Origin of the sequence: Curtobacterium sp. LFS084, from assembly GCF_047977705.1 — a bacterium.
GTDB lineage: Bacteria > Actinomycetota > Actinomycetes > Actinomycetales > Microbacteriaceae > Curtobacterium.
The window spans coordinates 1-17,638 of the sequence record NZ_JBFPFM010000005.1 but is presented as its reverse complement, the minus strand read 5'-3'; the positions used below and the strand labels follow the sequence as shown (position 1 = coordinate 17,638).

The following is a 17,638-nucleotide window of genomic DNA, read 5'->3' as shown; positions in this document are numbered from 1 at the left end:
GGTAAAGAAAACGTTATCGATATCGATTGACAAGCGTCCGGAGCAGCTGGCACGCTCTCCGCAGCGGCAGTCGATGTCGCTGTTTGTCAACGACGACACTTCAGGAGATCCACGATGACGAGGAAGATCCGTGCCGCGGCAGCCATCGCGCTGATCGGGGCGACCGCACTGGTGGCCGCGGGCTGCTCATCCGGCAGCGACGCGGCCGGCGGCGACGGCGGGAAGGTCTCGATGACCTTCTGGCACAACTCGACCACCGGTCCCGGCAAGGCGTTCTGGGAGAAGACCGTCAAGGACTTCGAGGCGAAGAACCCGAACGTCACCATCAAGATCCAGGCCATCCAGAACGAGGACCTGGACGGCAAGCTCCAGACCGCCCTCAACTCGGGGTCCGCACCCGACGTCTTCCTGCAGCGTGGCGGCGGCAAGATGTCCGCGATGGTGAACGCCGGTCAGCTGATGGACATCTCCGACTCGATCGGGAAGACGGCGAAGAGCGAGATCAGCGACGGTGCCTTCGGCGGGTACAAGCAGGACGGCAAGACCTGGGCCATGCCGGTCGACGTCAACCCGGAGGGGATCTGGTACAGCCAGGACCTCTTCGAGCAGGCCGGCATCGAGGGCACGCCGACCACGATGGACGAGCTGAACGACGACATCCAGAAGCTCAAGGACAAAGGCATCCAGCCGGTCGCCGTCGGTGCGAAGGACGCCTGGCCGGCCGCGCACTGGTACTACAACTTCGCGCTCCGCGCCTGCAGCGAGAAGACCCTCGTCAAGACCGCGCAGGACCTGAAGTTCACGAACTCCTGCTGGACCCAGGCGGGCAAGGACACCAAGGCGTTCTTCGACACGAAGCCGTTCAACGACGGCTACCTGACCACCGCTGCGCAGCAGGGCGCCGGCAGCTCGGCCGGCCTGGTCGCGAACCACAAGGCCGCGATGGAGCTCATGGGGGCGTGGGACCCGGGCGTGATCTCCTCGCTCACCCCGGACGGCAAGCCGCTCGCCGACCTCGGCTTCTTCCCCTTCCCGGAGGTCTCCGGCGGCAAGGGCGCACCCGGTTCGATGATGGGCGCGGTCGACGGGTACTCCTGCTCGGCCAAGGCTCCGAAGCAGGCGTGCACCGACTTCCTCAACTACATGACCGAGAAGCCCGTGCAGGAGGCCTACTACAAGGCCTTCAACGCGATCCCGGCGAACGAGTCCGCGCAGTCGGTCGTCACCGAGCCGTACCTGAAGACCGTGCTCGAGTCCTACAACAAGGCCCCGTTCGTGTCGAACTACCTCGACACGGTCTACGGCCAGAACGTCGGCAACGCGCTCAACACGAGCGTCGTCAACCTGCTCGCGGGCAAGGGGTCCGTCGACGACATCATCTCCACCGTCAACCAGGCCGCGGCGAAGGGCTGACACCCATGACCACCTCCGTCACCAGCGCCTCCTCGGCTCGTCACGAGGAGGCCCGGTCCGGGACGGGGCGTCGCACGGGCGGGGCCGACGGTTCGCCGTCGGCCCCGGTCCGCCGGGTCCGCAAGGGGACCGACGTCCGCACCCGGGTCGAGATCGCCGTCCTCGCGGGCCCCGCGACCATCATGTTCGTCGGGTTCGTCATCCTGCCCGTCGTGCTCGCGGCCTACTACGGCTTCTACCGCTGGCAGGGCTACGGCACCCCCACCGACTTCGTCGGCCTGCAGAACTACGCGGTGATCTTCACCGACGCCGCGTTCCGGGGCGTGCTCTGGCACAACCTGATCATCGTCGTCGGGTCGCTCCTCGTGCAGGGCCCGATCGCGATCGTCCTCGCGCTGCTGCTCAACCAGCGCATCCGCGGACGTGGCCTGATCCGCGTCCTCATCTTCCTGCCCTACGTCATCTCCGAGGTCATCGTCGGCACCGGGTGGAGCCTCATGCTGCAGTCGAGCGGCGCCGTGAACGACCTGCTCCAGACCGTCGGGCTCGGTGCGCTCCGCGCCGACTGGCTGTCGAACCCCGACATCGCGATCTGGACGCTGCTCGCGATCATCTCGTGGAAGTACATCGGCTTCGCGGTGATCCTCTTCCTCGCCGGACTGCAGAGCATCCCCGAGGAACTGTTCGAGGCCGCGCAGCTCGACGGCGCGAGCTACTGGCAGATCCAGCGGCGCATCACGCTGCCGCTCCTCGGCCCGACCGTGCGCATCTGGGCGTTCCTGTCGATCATCGGGTCGCTGCAGCTGTTCGACCTCGTCTACATCATCTGGGGGCAGTACATCGCCTCGACGGCCGGCACCTCGACGATGGCGACGTACATGGTCGCCAACGGCCGCCTCTCCGGCAACTACGGGTACGGCAACGCCGTCGCCGTGGTCATCTTCCTCATCTCGCTGGTGATCGCCCTGGTCTACCAGCGGTTCGTCCTGCGCCGCGACACCGCCGGCGCCCTGACCGAGAAGGCCGACCGATGACCGCCACCGCCTCCCTCGTCGCACCGAAGCGTCGACCCCGCGACACCGGGCCCGTCCGGCGCGAGCGCAACCTCGGCACCTACTTCATCGCGCTGCTGTTCATCGCGGTCTGCGTCGGGCCGGTCCTGTACATCGTGCTCGGCGGGTTCCGCAGCAACTCGCAGATCACCGCGAGCCCGGCGGGACTCCCCAGCCCGTGGCAGGTCGACAACTACCTCTCCGTGCTGTCGAGCGGCGTGTTCTGGCAGCAGCTCGGCAACTCCGTCATCGCGGGCGTCACCACCACCGTCGGTGTCGTCGTGCTCGGACTGATGGCGAGCTTCGTCATCGCCCGCTACCGGTTCCGGGGGCGCGACGCGCTCTACTCGCTCTTCGCCGCCGGCCTGATGTTCCCGATCACCGTCGCGATCACCCCGCTCTACCTGCTCGTGAAGGACCTCGGGCTGACCAACAGCCTGGCCGGGGTGATCCTGCCGCAGATCGCCTTCGCCCTGCCCACGACGGTGATCATCCTCGTGCCGTTCCTCCGCGCGATCCCCGACGAACTCGAGGAGGCAGCGTCGATCGACGGGGCCAGCCGGCTCGGGTTCTTCTTCCGGATGGTCGTCCCGCTGTCGCTGCCCGGTGTCGTGACGGTCGGCATCCTGGCGTTCATCGGCAGCTGGAACAGCTACATCCTCCCGCTGTTCATCCTCAACGACGCATCGGCGTACACGCTGCCGCTCGGGGTCCAGGCGTTCTCGTCGCAGTACTCGGTCGACACCGCCCGGGTGCTCGCGTTCACGTCGCTGTCGATGATCCCCGCGCTCGTGTTCTTCGCGGTCTTCCAGAAGCGCATCGTCGGCGGTCTGACCGGGGCGGTGAAGGGGTGAGCACGCTCGGCCCGACGGCCGAGACCACGGACGGCCAGGAGGCGCGCCCCGCGACGCAGGAGCACGTCACCAGCGCGACCGGTGACGGACGGGAGGCGCGGGGCGGTCCCGCACCGCGCCTCCAGTCCGAACGCACCGAGCTGGCGGACGAGGCCGCCGCCGACCGAGCGACCACCCTGCTCGCCGCGATGACGCTCGAGGAGAAGACCGCCCAGCTCGTCGGCTACTGGCTCGACCAGAACGGCCTCGTCGCCCCGATGCAGGGCGAGATGGCCGGCGACCGGGACGCCGACGGCGGCCGGACGCTCGCGGACATCACCCGACACGGTCTCGGGCAGTTCACCCGGGTGTACGGCACCCGGCCGGTCGAACCCGACGAGCGCGCCGCCTGGCTCTGGGCCGAGCAGCGCCGGCTCAAGCGGGAGACGCGACTCGGGATCCCGGCGCTCGTGCACGAGGAGTGCCTCACCGGGCTCGCCGCGTGGAAGGCCGCCACGTTCCCGACCCCGCTGGCGTGGGGTGCCGCGTTCGACCCGGACCTCGTCGACCAGGTCGGCGAGGCGATCGGCGACTCGATGCGCCAGCTCGGCGTGCACCAGGGCCTCGCCCCGGTGCTCGACGTCGTCCGCGACCCGCGGTGGGGGCGTGTCGACGAGTGCATCGGCGAGGACCCGTACCTCGTCGGGACGATCGGCACGGCGTACGTCCGCGGACTCCAGCGCGCCGGTGTGGACGCGACGCTCAAGCACTTCCTCGGGTACTCAGCGTCGCAGGCCGGCCGGAACCACGCCCCGGTGCACGCCGGCCCGCGTGAGGTCGCCGACGTCTTCCTGCCGCCGTTCGAGATGGCGCTGCGCGACGGCGGCGCCCGGAGCGTCATGAACTCGTACGCCGAGGTCGACGGCGTCCCGGTCGCGGCGAACGGCGAACTGCTCACCGACCTGCTCCGCGACCGTCTCGGCTTCGACGGCACGGTGGTGGCCGACTACTTCTCGGTCGCGTTCCTCGAGGTCATGCACGGCATCGCCGCCGACCGTGGCGAGGCGGCCGCGATGGCCCTCACGGCGGGGATCGACGTCGAGCTCCCGTCCGGCGACGCCTACCTGCAGCCGCTGGTCGACCGCGTGCGGGCCGGCGAGGTGGACGAGGCGCTCGTCGACCGCGCGGTGCTCCGCGTGCTGCGCCAGAAGGAGCGGCTCGGACTGCTCGACCCCGACGCGTTCGAGGACGAGCCGCCGACCCGGATCGACCTCGACACGCCCCGGCACCGGGCACTCGCGACGGAGCTCGCCGCGAAGTCGCTCGTCCTGCTGTCGAACGGGTCCGTGGACGGCAGCGACGCCCCGGTCCTTCCCCTCCGGCCGGGTGCCTCGGTCGCCCTGATCGGCCCGAACGCCGACCGGGCCGAGGCGCTGCAGGGCTGCTACTCCTTCGCCAACCACGTGCTCGCGGCCCACCCCGACCTGCCGCTCGGGTTCGCCATCCCGACCGTCCGCGAGGCCCTGACCGACGCCCTCGGCAGCGACGCGGTCCGCTTCACCGCGGGCTGCGCCGTGACGGGCGACGACCGGTCCGGGTTCGCCGACGCGGTGGCGGTCGCGGAGCGGTCCGACGTGGCGGTCGTCGTGGTCGGCGACCAGGCGGGGCTGTTCGGCCGCGGCACCGTCGGCGAGGGCAACGACACCGAGTCGCTCGACCTGCCCGGTGTCCAGCGCGGCCTCGTCGAGGCCGTCGTCGCCACCGGCACCCCGACCGTCGTGGTGCTGCTGACCGGTCGGCCGTACGCGATCGGCTGGGCGCTCGACGGCGTCCCGGACCACACCGGCACCGTCGGACCTCGACCGGCCGCCGTCGTGCAGGCGTTCTTCCCGGGCGAGGGCGGCGGATCCGCGATCGCGGACCTCCTCACCGGGGTCGCCGCACCGTCCGGTCGTCTGCCGGTCTCGCTGCCGCGGGCGGCCGGGGCGCAGCCGTACACGTACCTGCACCCGCGCCTCGGTGGGCCGTCGGACGTGACCGCGACCGACTCGACCCCGGTCCGACCGTTCGGGTTCGGGCTCTCCTACACGTCGTTCGCCCACGAGGACCTCGTCGTCGACCCGACCGTGTCCAGCGCGGACGCCTTCGAGGTCTGGGTGACCGTCCGGAACACCGGGGAGCGCGCGGGCGAGGACGTGGTGCAGCTCTACGGCCACGACGTGCACGCGAGCGTCACCCGCCCGGTCGTGCAGCTGCTCGGCTACGCCCGGGTCGCGCTGGGACCGGGGGAGACCGCGCGGCTCCGCTGGAGCGTGCCCGTCCAGCGCTTCGCCTTCACCGACCGGGCCCTCCGCAAGGTGGTCGAGCCCGGGGACGTGCAGGTGTGGGTCGCGTCCCACGCGGCGGCGTCGGAGCCGGGAGGCACGGTGCGCGCGGACGGGATCGTCGCGGCGGGCGACCGCACCGGTCCACCGCCCGTCCCCGGCTCCGCCACCCGGCGCGCGGTGGTCCGCGTCACCGGTCCGGTCCGCGAGGTCCGGGCGTCCGACCGGCGCACCGTCACCTGGGAGCGCTGCTGACGGCGGCTGCGCCGGGACACGACCAGCGTGTCGGGACCCGGCACGACGCCGGGTGGTGCGAAGGGGGCACCACCCGGCGTCCGGTGGCGCGCCGAGGTCCACGGCGCGGCCGGATCCCGGTGGCGACGGTACGGTGAACGAGTCATGACCCAGTACACGCTCGGCCCGGTCATCGCACGGATCAGCGTGCCCGAGGCCGCCACCGCCCCGCGGGCAGCTCCGGTCGCCCGGTGGCGCCTCGCCCGGTCCGCCCCGCTCGTGAACCAGGCGGTGATCGCCGGGCTCACGATCGTGGCCGCCGTCAGCAGCGCCGTCGTCCCGGTCCTCGCGATCACCGACGCCGCCAGCGTCTGGGGCGGCGTCGTGCTCGCCCTGGCCGGGCTCGGGTTCGCCGCCCTCATGGTGTGGCGGCCGGGTCTGGCGCGCGCCGAGCTGCTGGTCCCGGCGGTCGACTTCATCGCGATCGGCCTGCTGCGCTTCGGCACCGGGGACGCCCGGTCGCCGTTCCTCGCCGCCGTCCTGCTGCCGCTGGTGTGGATCGCGGCGAAGCCAGGTCGACAGCACATCGTCTACCCGCTCGTCGGCACGGTCATCACGTTCGCCGTGCCGATCGTGCTCGACCCGGACGACCTGATCGCGAGCGAGATGGTGCGCCTGGTCTTCGTGATCCTGGTGTTCGCGGCGGTCGCCGGCGTCACGAACGAGCTCGCACGGCAGGCCGACCTGCGACTCCGGTTCGCCCAGCAGCGCCGGCGGCAGGCGGAGAGCGAGATCAGCGAGGCCGCCCTCGTGCAGCGGTCCCTGCTGCCCGACTCCCACGACGACATCCCGGTCGAGCTCACGACGCGGGGGATCTGCCTGCCTGCCCGCACGGTCGGCGGCGACTTCTACGACTGGTACCCGACCGCGCACGGTGCGGCCTTCACCCTCGGCGACGTGATGGGCAAGGGCGTCGCCGCGGGCATGATCGCGGCCGTGGTGCGCTCCCTCGTGCGGGCGGCGTCGAGCCCCGGCACTCCGGAGGCCTCGATCGGGTCGGCGGCCGAGGGGATGCGGTCCGGCCCGGGCGCCGACCAGTTCACGACCTGCTTCCACTTCCAGATCGCCCGCGACGGGACGACCCACTGGGTCGACGCCGGTCACGGGCTGTCCGTGCTCCTCCGCGCCGACGGCGACGACGAGTGGCTCCGCTCCGACGACCTGCCGATCGGCGTCGGCACCGAGTGGGCCCCGCGGCGGACGGTGCTCGGCCCCGGTGACGTCGTGGTGAGCGTCAGCGACGGAGTGCTGGACCTGTTCGGCGGCGACCTCGACGCCCCGGAGCGGTTCCGCGACTTCCTCCGTACCCACCGCGACCCGGACGAACTCGTGGCCGCGGTCCAGGAGCTCGGCGGGTCGGTCGACCACGAGGACGACGTGACCCTGCTCGCGGTCCGCTACGAGGGACCCGTCGCCCCCGCGGCCTGACGGCCCCGCCCGGACCGGTTCCCCGACGATCGGCGGCGTGCTCGCGACGGCAGGCGATCGGGGGCCCTGCAGCGACCGATCGCGCCCCGGGCCGCCGCGTCGTGACAGCATGGAGCGTGCTGACCGTCGGGATCCTCGTCGTCGCGGGCGTGGTGGCCGGGGTGATCGGCACCGCCGGTGGGATCACCTCGCTCGTCGCCTACCCGGCGCTGCTCGCCGTCGGGATCCCGCCGCTCGCCGCCAACGTCACGAACTCCGTCGCGCTCATCGGCAGCGGTGCGAGCTCCGCGTTCCGCGCGCGGCACGAGGTGCGTGCCGATCCCGCGGTCGTGCGACGCTGGATGCCGACCACCGTCGTCGCCTCGCTCGCCGGCGCGGTGCTCCTCGTCGTCACGCCGGCGCACCTCTTCGACCGCATCGTCCCGTTCCTCGTCCTCGCCGGGGGACTGCTCCTCCTGCTGCAGCCGCTCCTCGACCGTCGTCGTGCACGGACGACCGCCGACGCCCGTGCTCGGTCCACCGGTGCTGCGTCGGCCGGGATCGCCGGGGTCGGCGTCTACAACGGCTACTTCGGCGCGGGGTCCGGTGTGCTCATGATCGCCGTGCTCCTGCTCACCGGGTCGCCGTCGTTGCACCGGGCGAATGCCGTCAAGAACGTGCTGCTCCTCGCTGCGGACCTCCTGCCCGCCGTCGTGTTCGCGGTGTCCGGGCACGTCGTGTGGTCCGCCGCCGTCGCGCTCGGTGCGGGGGCGGTGATCGGTGGGCTCATCGGACCGACCGTCGCCCGGCGGGTGCCGCACGGCGTCCTCCGGGTCGCGATCGCGTGCTGCTCGGTCGCGCTCGCCGTGTACCTGTTCGTCACGGTGGCGCCGTCCTGACCGGCGGACCGATCCGGCGCGCTGGTGACCCGCGGCCGTGCCCGTCGTCGGGATCGGTACGGTGGACGGCATGGCACCGTTCACGCCCCCAGCCGCCGACGCCGTCCGTGCACGACTCCTGCTCGCCGCGCGCGACGAGTTCGCCGCGTCGGGGCTCGTCGGCGGCAAGGTCGAACGGATCGCCGCGGCCGCCTCGAGCAACAAGGCCCAGGTCTTCCACTACTTCGGCAGCAAGGAGGGGCTGTTCGACGCCCTCGTCGAACAGACCGTCGCGGAGACGTTCGAGCGGGTCCCGCTCGACACGGACGACCTCCCGGGGTTCGCCGGCCGGTTGCACGATGCCTGGGCCGAGCGGCCGTGGGCCCAGCGGCTGACGACCTGGCACCGGCTCGACCGGGCCTCGGCGGTGCCGCTCGACGCGGTCCTCGAACGGCAGACCGCGATGGTGGCCGAGGTCGAGCGGGCGCAGCGAGCCGGCGTCCTGCCGCGCAGCTACCGGCCGGCCGTCCTGCTCGGCCTGGTGCTGCACCTCGCGGCCTTCTGGAGCGAGGCGGGTCCCGAGTCCGAGGCGCTGACCCGCGCGGTCGTGCCGGCGCGCCGTCGGCAGGTCGTGGTGGACGCGGTCACGTCGCTCGTCGGCGGCTGACGGTCAGGACCCCAGGCCAGCGGTCAGGCCGAGCCCGAACGGCACACCCAGTCCGAGGAAGCCCGACGCAGCGATCGCCGCGGGCACCACGACCGTCGCCAGCGTCAGGGTCGCCCCGATCAGCACGGCCGCGAAGGCGAGGCCGTCGCCGCGCTCCCCGGTGCGCCGGACCTCGCGACGGGCGATGCAGCCGACCACGACGCCACCGATCGGGGCGACGAACGCGAGGGCGATGGCCACGACGGCCAGCAGGCTCAGCGGGGCGAGCGTGGACGGTGCGGCATCGGCGGCGGGAGTGTGCAGGCCGGGGGCGGTGTCGGTCACGGCCCCCGAGCCTAGGAGCGTCGGCCGCGGGACGGGAGTACCCGGTCCTGGTGGCGTCCGGGCGCCTCGCTGTGCCACGCTCGGTGCGTGGACGACGGACTCCTCTACGACCTCTGTGCTCGAGCGCGACGCGTGCACCAGCGCACCGGCGGCTCGGAGCCGGCGCTCCGCGGCCTGGTCGACTTCATCTCGGCCGCCGCCGACCCCGGCGGGACCTCGTCCGACGCGGCCATCGTCGCCCTGATCGACGCCGGTCCCGAGCCGGTCGGCTTCCGGTGGGGACTCGAGCGCCTCGAGGCGGTGAGCACGATCCGCACGGTCCCGCCGTCGGACTACTCCGCCGACGAGGTCGCCGAGTACGAGGACGCCCAGGCCGACCTGCTCCGACGGATCGGCCGCGACAGCGGGGACCCGGCGCCGGGCCCGGTCCAGGTCGTCAAGAACGTGCTGGAGCAGTTCGTCCGACACTGGTACTGACCCGGGTGCCCGGTCAGTCGCGGGCGCGCAGGAACGCCACCTGGCGTTCCCAGTGCGCGAACCCGCCGCCCTCGTGGCCGTTGTACGGGTAGACCTCGATCGCCGTGTCGGTCGAGCCGAGCGCGTTGTAGGCCGCGAACGTCGTCCGCGGCGGCACGACGTCGTCCATGAGCGCGACGGAGAACAGGGCCGGCGCCGTGATGCCCGCGGCGAAGTGCACGCCGTCGAAGTACGCGGCGGTGCGCCACACGGTGTCGACCTGGTCACGGTGCACCGACAGGTACGTCGCGAGCTCGAGGTACGGGCCGCCGACGGCGACCGCGGTCCCGTCCTCCCAGTCGCAGAGGAAGGCGACGTCGGGCAGCAGCGCGGTGATCGGTCCCACGTGCGCCTCGACGAGCGCGGCCGCGGCGATGGTGATCCCGCCGCCCTGGCTCCCGCCGGTCAGGGCGATGCGTGCCGGGTCGACCCCGGGGAGCGTCCGGACGGCGTCGACCAGGCGGACGGCGTCGGTGTACACGCGGCGGTAGTAGTGGTCGGCGGGGGAGCCGATCCCGCTCGTCATCCAGCCACCGACGTGCGGGCCGGAGCCGTGCGGGTCGGGGGTGTCGCCGCCGGAGCCCCACCCGCTGCCCTGGCCGCGCGTGTCCATCACGACGTGCACGTACCCCGCGAGGGCCCACGAGACCCGCTCGCCGGGCAGCCCGCGACCGCCGTTGTAGCCGAGGAACTCGACGACGACGGGCAGCGGCTCCTCGGCGGCGAGCGGCCGAGCGACCCAGGCGCGCACGGGGTCGCCCGCGAAGCCCGGGAAGGTGAGGTCCTCGACCACGAGGCCGGTGACGGGTGTGTCCGCCGGGACGAGGACGGGGTCGGTGCCCGCGCCGGCGGCCCGGGACGCGGCGATCGTGTCGGCCCAGAAGGCGTCGAAGTCGTCGGGACGGCGGGCGTCCGAGCGGTGCGCGCGCAGGGCGTCGAGTGGCAGGTCGGTGAACGGCATGTGGTCTCCTCCGGGGACGATGGTGCCCCCGACACCGTCGTGGACGGCGTCGGGGGCTGGTGTGTCCGCGAACGAACGAACGGACGAACGGACGGACGAACGGACGGACGGACGGGTGGCGCGACCGCTCAGCGTGCGGCGGCTCGGTACTGCTCGAGCACCTCGGGGCGCGGATCCGCGGCGACGACCGTCGTGGCGGTGTCCCACGCGGGCAGGGTCCCGGTCAGCACCCACGCGGCCTGCTTCGCCGCGCCGGCCGCCACGTACTCACCCGGCTCCGGCACGAGGACGTCCCGGCCGAACACCTGCGCCGCGACGACGCGGACGGCCTCGTTGCGGGCCGCACCGCCGATGAGCAGCAGCCGCTCGACGACGACACCCGTCCCCTCGACGGCAGCGAGGCCGTCCGCGAGCGCGCAGAGCATGCCCTCGACGGCGGCGCGGGCCAGGTGCGCCCGGTCCGTCGTCCCCGGCGTCATGCCGACGAGCGAGGCCGTCGCGTCCGGACGGTTGGGCGTGCGCTCGCCGACGAAGTACGGCACGAGCACGAGACCGTCGGCACCGGCCGGCGCCTGGAGCGCCAGCTCGCCGAGCGCGTCGTGGTCGACGCCGAGCAGGCCGCCGATCACCTCGAGCACGCGGGCCGCGTTGAGCGTCGTGACGATCGGGAGGCGCGACCCGCTCCCGTCGGCGAAGCCCGCCACGGTCCCGCTCGGGTCGCGCACCTCGGCGTCGGTGACGCCGAAGACCGTGCCGCTCGTCCCGAGGGACACCGCGACGTCACCCGGACCGAGTCCGAGGCCGAGCGCTGCCCCGGCGTTGTCGCCGAGTCCCGCGCCGACGACCAGGCCCGAGGGAGCGGTCGCACCGCCGGGGAGCGGCACGTCGACCCCGAGGGAGCCCATCGCCTCGTCGGGCGCGACGACCCGCGGCACCACGACGTCGTCGTCCCGAGCGCCGTCGGTGCCACCCGCGACCCGCAGCCCACGGCCGAGCGCGAGCTCGAACAGCTCGGCGTCGTACTCGCGGCGCACCGGGTCCCAGTAGGCCGTGCCGCTGGCGTCCGAGCCGTCGGTCGCGAGCGCGTCGAGGTCCGGTCCGAGCGGGCTCTCGTCGGCCGGGCCGTACCCGCGCAACCGCCACGACAGCCAGTCGTGGGGGAGCGCGACGGCCGCGACGCGGGCCGCGTTCTCGGGCTCCGCGTCGCGGAGCCACCGGAGCTTCGTGCCGGTGAACGACGCCACCGGCACCAGACCCGTCCGGGCGACCCATGCCTCCTGGCCCAGCTCCTCGACCATCTGCGCGGCCGCGTCGGCGCTCCGCACGTCGTTCCAGAGCAGCGCGTCGCGGACGACGCGACCGTCGGCGTCGAGCGCGACCATGCCGTGCTGCTGCCCGGCGACCGCGATCGCCCCGACGCCGTCGAGACCGCCGGCGTCCGCGATCGCGCTGCCGAGCGCGTCCCACCAGTGGCGGGGGTCGACGGACGTGCCGTCCGGGTGGGTCGCGCGACCCTCCCGGACGACGGCGCCGGTGTCAGCGTCGCGGATCGTGACCTTGCAGGACTGGGTCGACGAGTCGACCCCGGCGACGAGCTGCGAGCTCAACGAGCGCCCATGAGGTGCTCGATGGCGAGCTGCTGCAGCTTCACGAAGCCGAAGCCCTTGCCGCCGAAGTACGCGTCGGCGTCGAAGTCCTCGTACGCGGAGCGGTCCGCGAGGAACGAGTCGTACGTCTCGCCGTCGTTCAGGGTCGGGGTGCTGAGCTCGCCGACCTTCGACGCCTCGAGCGCGGCCTGGACCTCGGGGTCGGCGCGGAACGCCTGTGCCCGCTCCTTGAGCAGGAGGTACATGCGCATGTTCGCGGCCGCCGAGTCCCAGACGCCGGTGATGTCCTCGGTGCGGCTCGGCTTGTAGTCGAAGTGGCGGGGGCCGTCGTACGCCGGGCCGCCCTGGGGAGCGCCGTGCTCGAGCAGGTCGACGAGCGAGAACGCGTTCTGCAGGTCGCCGTGACCGAAGACGAGGTCCTGGTCGTACTTGATGCCGCGCTGGCCGTTGAGGTCGATGTGGAAGAGCTTGCCCTGGTAGAGCGCCTGGGCGATGCCGGCCGTGAAGTTCAGACCGGCCATCTGCTCGTGGCCGACCTCGGGGTTGATGCCGAACAGCTCCGGACGCTCGAGCGTCTCGGTGAAGGCGATCGCGTGACCGAGGGTCGGCAGGAGGATGTCGCCGCGGGGTTCGTTCGGCTTCGGCTCGATCGCGAACCGGATGCCGTAGCCCTTGTCGGTGACGTACTGGGCGAGCAGGTTGACGGCCTCGCGGTAGCGCTCGAGCGCGGCCTGCACGTCCTTCGCGCTGTCGTACTCGGCGCCCTCGCGGCCGCCCCACATCACGAACGTCGACGCGCCGAGCTCGGCGGCGAGGTCGATGTTGCGCAGGACCTTGCGGAGCGCGAAGCGGCGCACCTGGCGGTCGTTCGAGGTGAACCCGCCGTCCTTGAAGACCGGGGCCGAGAAGAGGTTCGTCGTCACCATCGGCACCTGGATGCCGGTGGCGTCGAGCGCGCCCTTGAGGCGGTCGATCTGGGTCTGCCGCTCGGCGTCGGTCGAGCCGAACGCGAAGAGGTCGTCGTCGTGGAAGGTCAGGCCGTAGGCGCCGAGCTCGTCGAGCTTCTCGACTGCCTCGACCACGTCGAGTGCGGGGCGGGTCGGGCCGCCGAAGGGGTCGGAGCCGTTGTAGCCGATGGTCCAGAGACCGAAGGAGAACTTGTCTGCACGGGTGGGCGTCGTTGCCATGGTGGTCACCGTTCGTCGTCGAAACAAAATGTTGCCGCGCCCAACATAAGCGGTAGTGTTGACTCTGGCAAGGACGTGATCGCAAGGGAGCGAGCGGATGGCACAGGACCGACTTCGAGTGGCCATGGTGGGCCACGGCTTCATGGGAGCCGCGCACTCACAGGGGTGGCGGACCGCACCGAGGTTCTTCGACCTCGGGGTCGAACCGGAGATGGCCGTCATCGTCGGCCGTGACCCCGACCGGACCGAGGCCGCACGGCAGCAGTACGGCTGGCAGGCCGCGTCCACCGACTGGCGCGCCGTGGTCACCGACCCGGACATCGACGTCGTCGACGTCTGCTCGCCGGGGTCGTCGCACGTCGAGGTCGCCATCGCGGCACTCGAGGCCGGCAAGCACGTGCTGTGCGAGAAGCCGCTCGCCAACAGCGTCGCCGAGGCCGAGGCGATGACCGCCGCCGCCGCAGCGGCGCGGGCGGGCGGGGTCCGCGCGATGGTCGGCTTCAGCTACCGCCGCGTCCCGGCCATCGCGTTCGCGAAGCGGCTGGTGGAGGACGGGAGGCTCGGGACCGTCCGCCAGGTCCGCGCGCTCTACCTGCAGGACTGGTTGGCCGACGAGGACGGCCCGATGACGTGGCGGCTCGACAGGGCGCTCGCCGGGTCCGGATCGCTCGGTGACATCGGTGCGCACGCGATCGACCTCGCCGAGCACGTCACCGGCGCACGGCTCTCGACCGTCTCCGGCACGCTCGAGACGTTCGTGACCGAGCGTCCGCTCATGGCCGAGGGCGTCGGGCTGTCCGGCACCGCCTCGACCGAACGCGGGCAGGTCACCGTCGACGACGCTGCGTTCTTCCTCGGACGCCTCGCCGGTGGCGCCGCCGATGGTGCGATCGGCTCGTTCGAGGCGACGCGCTACGCGACCGGTCGGAAGAACGGGCTCACGCTCGAGATCAGCGGGTCGGCCGGCGCGATCCAGTTCGACCTCGAGTCGATGAACGAACTGCGCTTCTACGACGCCACGGCACCGGCCGGCGAACAGGGCTTCCAGCGGATCATGGTCACCGAGCCCGAGCACCCGTACATGGCCGCGTGGTGGCCGACCGGGCACCTCATCGGCTACGAGCACACCTTCAGCCACGAGGTGAAGGACTTCGTCGAGGCGATCGTCGCGGGCACCGACCCGTCGCCGTCGTTCGAGGACGGGCTGCACGTGCAGCGGGTCCTCGACGCCGTCGAGCGGAGCGCGGCCGACGGCAGTGCCTGGACGGTGATCTGAGTGGCGGACCGGAAGGCACTCGTCGTCCGCGGCGGGTGGGACGGGCACATGCCCGTCGAGACCACCGACCTGTTCGTCCCGTTCCTGCAGGACAACGGCTTCGACGTCCGCGTGTCCGACTCGACCGCCGTGTACGCCGACGAGTCGGTCATGGCGGACGTCGACCTGATCGTGCAGGTCGTCACGATGTCGACCATCGCCGACGACGAGTTCGCCGGACTCCAGAAGGCCGTGCTCGGCGGTGCCGGGCTCGCGGGCTGGCACGGCGGGATCGCGGACGCGTTCCGGAACACCGCCGACTACCTGCACATGGTCGGCGGGCAGTTCGCGCACCACGCCGGGAAGCACCCGTCGGAGCGCACCGGCGAGCAGTCCGACAACTACATCCCGTACACGGTGCACATCACGGACCTCGGGCACGAGCACCCGATCACCGAGGGCATCGAGGACTTCGACCTCGTCACCGAGCAGTACTGGGTGCTCTCCGACGAGTACAACGACGTGCTGGCCACGACCACACAGTCGGCGAGGGACTTCGACGCCTGGAACCGTCCGGTCACGGCGCCGGCGATCTGGACCCGCCAGTGGGGCGAGGGACGCGTGTTCGTCTCCGCGCCGGGGCACCGGCTCGAGGTCGTCGAGTCGCAGCCGCTCCGCACCATCATCGAACGGGGACTCCTGTGGGCAGCACGGTGAACGACGGACCGATGCGCGTCGGCGTCGTCGGCGTCGGCAACATCAGCCAGCAGTACTTCGAGCACTTCCCGGCCCTGCCCGGACTGGCGCTCACCGCCGTGGCCGACCTCGACGTCGAGCGTGCGCGGTCGGTCGGCGAGGCCCAGGGCGTCCGGGGCACGAGCGTCGACGAGCTCCTCGGCGCGGACGACATCGACGTCGTGCTGAACCTGACGATCCCGGCCGCGCACGCCGAGGTCGCGACCCGGGCCCTCGACGCCGGCAAGCACGTCTACGGCGAGAAGCCGCTCGCGCTCGCGACGGCCGAGGCCGCGCCGGTGCTCGAGCTGGCCGGACGCTCGGGCCTGCGGGTCGGCAGCGCGCCCGACACCGTGCTCGGGACCGGCATCCAGACCGCCCGCGCCGCGATCGACGACGGCCTGATCGGTGACCCGGTCGGCGCCGCGGTGTCCTGGAGCGCCCCGGGACACGAGCTCTGGCACCCGGCACCGGCGTTCTACTACCAGCCCGGGGGCGGCCCGCTGCTCGACATGGGGCCGTACTACCTGACGAGCCTCGTGCAGTTCTTCGGCCCCGTCGTCCGGGTGAGCGGCAGTGCCACCCGGTCGACCCGCGAGCGGACCATCGCGACCGGCCCCTTCGCCGGAGCGCCGATCCCCGTCGACGTCGACACCCACGTCGTAGCCGTCCTCGAACACGAGCGCGGAGTCGTCTCCACGGTCACCGTCTCGTTCGAGGTGTGGGCGACCCGGGCCCCGCTCTTCGAGGTGCACGGCACCGCCGGCAGCCTCGCCGTCCCCGACCCGAACCGGTTCTCCGACCCGGTGTCGATCGCGACGGCCGACGACCGCGAGTGGCGGGAACTGCCCGTGACGGCCGGGTACGCCGACGCGGGCCGCGGGTACGGGCTGGCGGACATGGCGCACGCCATCGCGACCGACCGGCCGCACCGCGCGTCGGGGGACCTCGCGTTCCACGTCCTCGAGATCATGGAGGCCGTGCAGACCGCCTCGAGGAACCACACGGTCGTCGCGGTCGAGTCGCGCGTCGACCGCCCCGACACCGTGCCCGCCGGGTCGGACCCGGGATCATGGTGACCACCGCACACCGCGAGGAAGGACGACGACGATGACGACGACGGACGGAACCGACGAGACGGGGACGACCCGCGCCTCCAGGCCGGTCACCCTCTTCACCGGCCAGTGGGCCGACCTGCCCTTCGAGGAGGTCGCGCGCCTCGCCGGCGAGTGGGGCTACGACGGGCTCGAGATCGCCTGCTGGGGCGACCACCTCGACGTCCGGCGCGCCGCGACGGACCCCGGGTACGTCGCGGACCGCAAGGCGATCCTCGAGCGCAACGGGCTGCAGGTCTGGACCATCGCGAACCACCTGACCGGCCAGGCCGTGTGCGACGACCCGATCGACCAGCGGCACGAGGACATCCTCGCGCCGCACGTCTGGGGCGACGGCGACCCGGAGGGTGTCCGGCAGCGCGCCGCCGAGGAACTGCAGTGGACCGCACGGGCCGCAGCGGCACTCGGCGTCGACACCGTCACCGGGTTCTCCGGCTCGTCGATCTGGAAGACGGTCGCGGGGTTCCCGCCCGTGCCCGCGTCGATGATCGACGCCGGGTACCAGGACTTCCACGACCGGTGGTCGCCCATCCTCGACGTGTTCGAGGAGGTCGGCGTGCGCTTCGCGCTCGAGGTGCACCCGTCCGAGATCGCCTACGACTACTGGACGGCCAAGCGGGCGCTCGAGGTCTTCGCCGACCGACCGGCGTTCGGGTTCAACTTCGACCCGTCGCACTTCGTCTGGCAGGACCTCGATCCGGCAGCGTTCCTGCTCGACTTCGCCGACCGGGTCTACCACGTGCACTGCAAGGAGTCGGTCAAGCAGCTCGACGGCCGCAACGGACGACTCTCGTCGCACCTGCCGTGGGGCGACCCCCGGCGCGGGTGGGACTTCGTCACGGCCGGGCACGGCGACGTCCCGTGGGAGCGGGTGTTCCGCGTGCTGAACCACATCGGGTACGCCGGGCCGACGAGCGTCGAGTGGGAGGACGCCGGCATGGACCGACTCGTCGGCGGGCCGGAGGCGCTGGCGTTCGTGCGGCGGCTCGGGACCATCGCGCCGCCCGAGGCCGCGTTCGACGCCGCGTTCTCGCGCTCGCGGTAGCGCGCCGCGGCGCGGCCCGCGGCCC

Annotated in this window: 16 protein-coding genes; 12 read left to right on the top strand and 4 right to left on the bottom strand. The window is 72.4% G+C overall.

Features of this window, described 5'->3' with window-relative positions; translation table 11 throughout:
- Positions 1-114 precede the first annotated feature (114 nt).
- The 7 genes from ACNQOV_RS04895 to ACNQOV_RS04865 all read left to right on the top strand — a co-directional run bounded on the left by ACNQOV_RS04895 (position 115) and on the right by ACNQOV_RS04865 (position 8,868).
- Complete coding sequence (locus tag ACNQOV_RS04895) at positions 115-1,413, top strand: ABC transporter substrate-binding protein (protein ID WP_416393612.1); 1,299 nt, start codon at positions 115-117, stop codon at positions 1,411-1,413.
- Between the two features lie 5 nt (positions 1,414-1,418).
- The gene (locus ACNQOV_RS04890) at positions 1,419-2,447 is read left to right on the top strand and encodes a carbohydrate ABC transporter permease (RefSeq protein ID WP_416393611.1); all 1,029 of its coding nucleotides are present in this window, start codon (positions 1,419-1,421) and stop codon (positions 2,445-2,447) included.
- Complete coding sequence (locus ACNQOV_RS04885; protein WP_022906953.1) at positions 2,444-3,319, top strand: carbohydrate ABC transporter permease; 876 nt, start codon at positions 2,444-2,446, stop codon at positions 3,317-3,319. The genes ACNQOV_RS04890 and ACNQOV_RS04885 overlap by 4 nt, the downstream gene beginning before the upstream one ends.
- 188 nt (positions 3,320-3,507) lie before the next feature.
- Positions 3,508-5,877, top strand: coding sequence for a glycoside hydrolase family 3 N-terminal domain-containing protein (locus tag ACNQOV_RS04880; RefSeq protein WP_416393701.1), 2,370 nt, complete (start codon positions 3,508-3,510; stop codon positions 5,875-5,877).
- A gap of 144 nt (positions 5,878-6,021) precedes the next feature.
- A complete protein-coding gene (locus ACNQOV_RS04875) occupies positions 6,022-7,344 on the top strand; it encodes a PP2C family protein-serine/threonine phosphatase (protein ID WP_416393610.1) in 1,323 nt (440 codons plus the stop codon).
- Between the two features lie 116 nt (positions 7,345-7,460).
- Positions 7,461-8,222, top strand: a complete 762-nt coding sequence (locus tag ACNQOV_RS04870) for a sulfite exporter TauE/SafE family protein (RefSeq protein ID WP_416393609.1) — start codon at positions 7,461-7,463, stop codon at positions 8,220-8,222.
- Between the two features lie 70 nt (positions 8,223-8,292).
- Positions 8,293-8,868, top strand: a complete 576-nt coding sequence (locus tag ACNQOV_RS04865) for a TetR family transcriptional regulator (protein WP_031263102.1) — start codon at positions 8,293-8,295, stop codon at positions 8,866-8,868.
- A 3-nt stretch (positions 8,869-8,871) separates the two neighbouring features.
- Here the strand turns inward: ACNQOV_RS04865 and ACNQOV_RS04860 are convergent, their stop codons facing one another.
- Entirely contained in the window at positions 8,872-9,192 is a 321-nt protein-coding gene (locus tag ACNQOV_RS04860; protein WP_022908184.1) for a DUF4190 domain-containing protein, read from the bottom strand.
- Positions 9,193-9,279: 87 nt separating this feature from the next.
- Between ACNQOV_RS04860 and ACNQOV_RS04855 the strand changes: the two genes are divergently transcribed.
- The gene (locus ACNQOV_RS04855) at positions 9,280-9,669 is read left to right on the top strand and encodes a hypothetical protein (RefSeq protein ID WP_416393608.1); all 390 of its coding nucleotides are present in this window, start codon (positions 9,280-9,282) and stop codon (positions 9,667-9,669) included.
- A 13-nt stretch (positions 9,670-9,682) separates the two neighbouring features.
- Here ACNQOV_RS04855 and ACNQOV_RS04850 read toward each other — a convergent pair whose 3' ends face one another.
- The 3 genes from ACNQOV_RS04850 to xylA all read right to left on the bottom strand — a co-directional run bounded on the left by ACNQOV_RS04850 (position 9,683) and on the right by xylA (position 13,463).
- Positions 9,683-10,669 carry an acetylxylan esterase gene (locus tag ACNQOV_RS04850; RefSeq protein ID WP_416393607.1) on the bottom strand — a complete coding sequence of 329 codons (987 nt, stop codon included), beginning with the start codon at positions 10,667-10,669 and terminating at the stop codon, positions 9,683-9,685.
- 128 nt (positions 10,670-10,797) lie between these two features.
- A complete protein-coding gene (locus ACNQOV_RS04845; protein WP_416393606.1) occupies positions 10,798-12,276 on the bottom strand; it encodes an FGGY family carbohydrate kinase in 1,479 nt (492 codons plus the stop codon).
- The gene (gene xylA, locus ACNQOV_RS04840; RefSeq protein WP_022908177.1) at positions 12,273-13,463 is read right to left on the bottom strand and encodes a xylose isomerase; all 1,191 of its coding nucleotides are present in this window, start codon (positions 13,461-13,463) and stop codon (positions 12,273-12,275) included. Before xylA ends, ACNQOV_RS04845 begins: the two co-directional genes overlap by 4 nt.
- A 97-nt stretch (positions 13,464-13,560) precedes the next feature.
- On the opposite strand from xylA, the gene ACNQOV_RS04835 reads away from it, so the two are divergent.
- Genes ACNQOV_RS04835 through ACNQOV_RS04820 form a run of 4 tightly spaced genes read left to right on the top strand, consistent with a single transcriptional unit; the run spans position 13,561 to position 17,613 of the window.
- A complete protein-coding gene (locus ACNQOV_RS04835) occupies positions 13,561-14,739 on the top strand; it encodes a Gfo/Idh/MocA family protein (protein ID WP_416393605.1) in 1,179 nt (392 codons plus the stop codon).
- A gap of 48 nt (positions 14,740-14,787) precedes the next feature.
- Complete coding sequence (locus ACNQOV_RS04830) at positions 14,788-15,435, top strand: ThuA domain-containing protein (RefSeq protein ID WP_416393700.1); 648 nt, start codon at positions 14,788-14,790, stop codon at positions 15,433-15,435.
- An 11-nt stretch (positions 15,436-15,446) separates the two neighbouring features.
- Complete coding sequence (locus ACNQOV_RS04825; RefSeq protein ID WP_416393604.1) at positions 15,447-16,532, top strand: Gfo/Idh/MocA family protein; 1,086 nt, start codon at positions 15,447-15,449, stop codon at positions 16,530-16,532.
- A gap of 31 nt (positions 16,533-16,563) precedes the next feature.
- The gene (locus tag ACNQOV_RS04820; RefSeq protein ID WP_416393603.1) at positions 16,564-17,613 is read left to right on the top strand and encodes a sugar phosphate isomerase/epimerase family protein; all 1,050 of its coding nucleotides are present in this window, start codon (positions 16,564-16,566) and stop codon (positions 17,611-17,613) included.
- The last annotated feature ends 25 nt before the right edge of the window (positions 17,614-17,638 follow it).

Bases quoted from the DNA above. Each gene is read 5' to 3' on its own strand.
- ACNQOV_RS04885 (WP_022906953.1), top strand. From the start codon at position 2,444: ATGACCGCCACCGCCTCCCTCGTCGCACCGAAGCGTCGACCCCGCGAC.
- ACNQOV_RS04820 (WP_416393603.1), top strand. From the start codon at position 16,564: ATGACGACGACGGACGGAACCGACGAGACGGGGACGACCCGCGCCTCC.
- xylA (WP_022908177.1), bottom strand. From the start codon at position 13,463: ATGGCAACGACGCCCACCCGTGCAGACAAGTTCTCCTTCGGTCTCTGG.
- ACNQOV_RS04880 (WP_416393701.1), top strand. From the start codon at position 3,508: ATGACGCTCGAGGAGAAGACCGCCCAGCTCGTCGGCTACTGGCTCGAC.
- ACNQOV_RS04865 (WP_031263102.1), top strand. From the start codon at position 8,293: ATGGCACCGTTCACGCCCCCAGCCGCCGACGCCGTCCGTGCACGACTC.
- ACNQOV_RS04835 (WP_416393605.1), top strand. From the start codon at position 13,561: ATGGCACAGGACCGACTTCGAGTGGCCATGGTGGGCCACGGCTTCATG.
- ACNQOV_RS04850 (WP_416393607.1), bottom strand. From the start codon at position 10,669: ATGCCGTTCACCGACCTGCCACTCGACGCCCTGCGCGCGCACCGCTCG.
- ACNQOV_RS04825 (WP_416393604.1), top strand. From the start codon at position 15,447: ATGCGCGTCGGCGTCGTCGGCGTCGGCAACATCAGCCAGCAGTACTTC.
- ACNQOV_RS04895 (WP_416393612.1), top strand. From the start codon at position 115: ATGACGAGGAAGATCCGTGCCGCGGCAGCCATCGCGCTGATCGGGGCG.
- ACNQOV_RS04830 (WP_416393700.1), top strand. From the start codon at position 14,788: ATGCCCGTCGAGACCACCGACCTGTTCGTCCCGTTCCTGCAGGACAAC.
- ACNQOV_RS04875 (WP_416393610.1), top strand. From the start codon at position 6,022: ATGACCCAGTACACGCTCGGCCCGGTCATCGCACGGATCAGCGTGCCC.
- ACNQOV_RS04890 (WP_416393611.1), top strand. From the start codon at position 1,419: ATGACCACCTCCGTCACCAGCGCCTCCTCGGCTCGTCACGAGGAGGCC.